General features: G+C 73.3%; 5 protein-coding genes. 4 read left to right on the top strand and 1 reads right to left on the bottom strand.

The genetic code is table 11. The features are described from left to right. The coding region (locus tag VK611_18980; protein HMG43422.1) for a hypothetical protein at window positions 1–207 on the top strand (207 nt) is incomplete at its 5' end. A gap of 11 nt (window positions 208–218) precedes the next feature. After that, window positions 219–797, top strand: coding sequence for a TetR family transcriptional regulator (locus VK611_18975; GenBank protein ID HMG43421.1), 579 nt, complete (start codon window positions 219–221; stop codon window positions 795–797). Between the two features lie 12 nt (window positions 798–809). On the opposite strand, the gene VK611_18970 is transcribed toward VK611_18975, so the two are convergent. After that, entirely contained in the window at window positions 810–1,301 is a 492-nt protein-coding gene (locus VK611_18970) for a metallophosphoesterase family protein (GenBank protein ID HMG43420.1), read from the bottom strand. 50 nt (window positions 1,302–1,351) lie between these two features. Between VK611_18970 and VK611_18965 the strand changes: the two genes are divergently transcribed. Next, complete coding sequence (locus VK611_18965) at window positions 1,352–1,729, top strand: VOC family protein (protein HMG43419.1); 378 nt, start codon at window positions 1,352–1,354, stop codon at window positions 1,727–1,729. Window positions 1,730–1,747: 18 nt separating this feature from the next. Further along, a complete protein-coding gene (locus VK611_18960; protein HMG43418.1) occupies window positions 1,748–2,857 on the top strand; it encodes an ATP-dependent DNA ligase in 1,110 nt (369 codons plus the stop codon). Window positions 2,858–3,072: the final 215 nt, after the last annotated feature.

The following is a 3,072-nucleotide window of genomic DNA, read 5'->3' as shown; positions in this document are numbered from 1 at the left end:
GCCTCGACCCTGCCGCTCGACGACATCGACGAGCTGCGCAAGGTCCTGCCCCGCTTCTTCGTCGGCTCGCCCGACGAGGTGACCGAGCAGGCGTCGAACCTGCTGGCCCTGGGCATCGACGGCATCGTCGTGAACATGCCGTTCCAGACCCACGATCCCGACGCGGTGGCACTGGCGGGCCGGGCGCTCGCCGCCGCCCACCGGTAGGAGCAGCCGACGTGGGAGCGCCGGGGCGGCTGACGGCCCACAGCATCGCCGCCGCGGCGCTCACCGTCGCCGAGTCGGGACCCCTGACTATGCGGGCGGTGGCCCAGGCCCTCGGCTGCGACCCGATGGCCCTCTACCGCCACTTCCCCAACCGGGCCGCCCTGGTCGACGCCCTGACCGACCTGGCCCTGGCCGACGTGGAGGTGCCGACCGAGGGCCGCTGGGACGACCGGATCGTCGAGCTGCACGCCCGGGTGCGGACCGCGGTGCTGCGCCGCCCGGGCCTGGCGGCCGAGTACGTCGCCCGGCCGCCCCTGGGCGAGCACGCCGGCCGGGTGACGAAGGCGCTGGCGCTGGCGCTGCGGGAGGTCGGGGCGTCGAAGCGCCAGATCGTGGGGGCGCTCGAGGTGCTGCAGGGCTACCTTGGCGCCAACATCGTCCAGGCCGTGGCCCCGCAGGACCAGGAGCGCCGGGCCGCCGAGGTGGGCGAGGCCCTCGGGCCCGCCGCCGCCCGCCACCTGCTGGTCAACGGCTCCGAGGAGCTGCTGCGCTTCGGCGTGCGCCTGATCGCCCGCGGCGCCGTCACCTGACCTTCCCGAAAATCAGGGCAGGGGGACGATGCGGTGCGACGCGAGGTGGCCACCGGCGATCTCGAGGCGGCCCAGCGTGCGGCAGGGCTGGCGGCGACGCTGGACCGCGGAGCCGGGGTTGAACAGGCGCTGACCGTCGACGCCCGGCTCGTCGACCGGGTCGTGGCTGTGGCCGAACACCACGAGCCCGGCCTCGGGGAACCAGCGCCGCACCCGGGCCGCCCGGCCGTCCCTCGCACCCGAGTCGTGCACCATGCCGACCCGCAGCCCCGCCAGGTCGACCTCCAGCCGGTCGGGGAGCTGCCCGACCAGGGTGTGGTCGTTGTTGCCGAGCACGGCGTGGAGCGGCCGCCGGGCCCGGATCTCGTCGAGGAGGTCACCGGTCACGACGTCGCCGGCGTGCAGCACGACGTCGGCCTCGTCGACGTGGTCCCACACCGGGCCGGGCAGCTTGGAGAGGTCGGCGTGCAGGTGGGTGTCCGACAGGACGACGACACGGAGGATGTCAGCGATGCCCCATCATGCCGATGAGTTTCGGGTAGGGGCGAGGTCCTATGTCCATGTTCAAGAACACGAAAGCGTTCAGCGGCTTCTCCGTCGACGACGTGGAGGCGGCCAGGAAGTTCTACGCCGACACCCTCGGCCTGGAGGTGTCGGAGGAGAACGGGATGCTGAGCCTCCACCTCGGCGGCGGGGCCGAGGTGCTCGCGTACCCCAAGCCGAACCACGTGCCCGCCGAGTTCACGGTCCTCAACTTCCCGGTCGACGACGTCGAGGCCACCGTCGACGAGCTCACCACCAAGGGCGTCACCTTCGAGCACTACGACGGCTCGCCCCAGGACGCGAAGGGCATCATGCGGGGTCAGGGCCCCGACATCGCCTGGTTCCGGGACCCGGCCGGCAACGTCATGTCGGTGCTGTCGGGGGGTTGATCTCGTAGGGTCCGCGGCGTGGACCTGCCCGTCATGCCGCCGGTCGCGCCGATGCTGGCCAAGCCCGTCGCCGGCATCCCGGCCGACCGGATCTACGAGCCCAAGTGGGACGGGTTCCGGTCGATCGTGTTCCGTGACGGCGACGAGGTGGAGATCGGCAGCCGCAACGAGCGGCCCATGACCCGCTACTTCCCCGAGCTGGTGGCGGCGTTCCTCGAGGAGCTGCCGGAGCGCTGCGTCGTCGACGGCGAGATCGTGGTGCCCGGCGACGACGGGCTCGACTTCTGGGCCCTGCAGCAGCGCATCCACCCCGCCGCCAGCCGGGTGCACATGCTGTCCGAGAAGACGCCGGCGACGTTCGTGGCGTTCGACCTGCTGGCCCTGGGCGACGAGTCGTTCATGGACCTGCCGTTCGCCGCGCGCCGCGCCCGCCTGGAGGAGGCGCTGGGGCCGGGGTCGGTGCCGGGGGCGAGCGTGCGGCTGACGCCGGTGACCCGCGACGTCGACCTGGCGGGCAAGTGGTTCCAGCAGTTCGAGGGGGCCGGGCTCGACGGCCTGATCGCCAAGTCGCCCGACGTCACCTACCAGCCCAACAAGCGGGTGATGGAGAAGGTGAAGCACGTGCGGACGGCCGACTGCGTGGTCGCCGGCTACCGGGTGCACAAGCGGGAGGCCGACGCCGTCGGGTCGCTGCTGCTGGGCCTCTACGACGATCCGGCCCACCCCCGAGCGCCGGCGTCGGACCACGAGGCCGAGCCGCTGCTGGTGTCGGTGGGCGTGGTGGGGGCGTTCCCGATGGCCCGCCGGCGGGAGCTGTTCGCCGAGCTCCAGCCCCTGGTGGCGGACATGGCCGACCACCCCTGGTCGTGGGCCGAGTCGATGGCGGAGGAGCACCGGGGCCAGGCGGGGAGCCGCTGGAACGCCACCAAGGACCTGTCGTTCGTGCCGCTGCGGCCGGAGCGGGTGGTGGAGGTGCGCTACGACTACATGGAGGGCTTCCGCTTCCGGCACACCGCCCAGTTCGTGCGCTGGCGGCCCGACCGCGACCCGCTCTCGTGCGGCTACGACCAGCTGGAGGAGCCCGTGCCGTTCGACCTCGCCGAGGTGCTCGCCGGCCGCGTCACCTGAGCTCGGAAAGTGACGGGGCCCGGCCGTGGTGGCCGGGCCCCGTCGGCGCCCCAGCAGCTCAGGGGGTCAGAGCAGACCCGGGACCGGCAGGTCCGGGACGGGCACGGGCAGGTCGGGGACCGGGAGGTCCGGAACCGGGAGGTCCGGGACGGGCACGGGCAGGTCCGGAACCGGGAGGTCGGGGACCGGGAGGTCCGGGACGGGCACGGGCAGGT

Source organism: Acidimicrobiales bacterium (genome assembly GCA_035316325.1).
Classification (GTDB): Bacteria; Actinomycetota; Acidimicrobiia; order Acidimicrobiales; family VFJN01; genus DASXTK01.
This window is presented reverse-complemented; position numbering and strand designations above follow the sequence as displayed.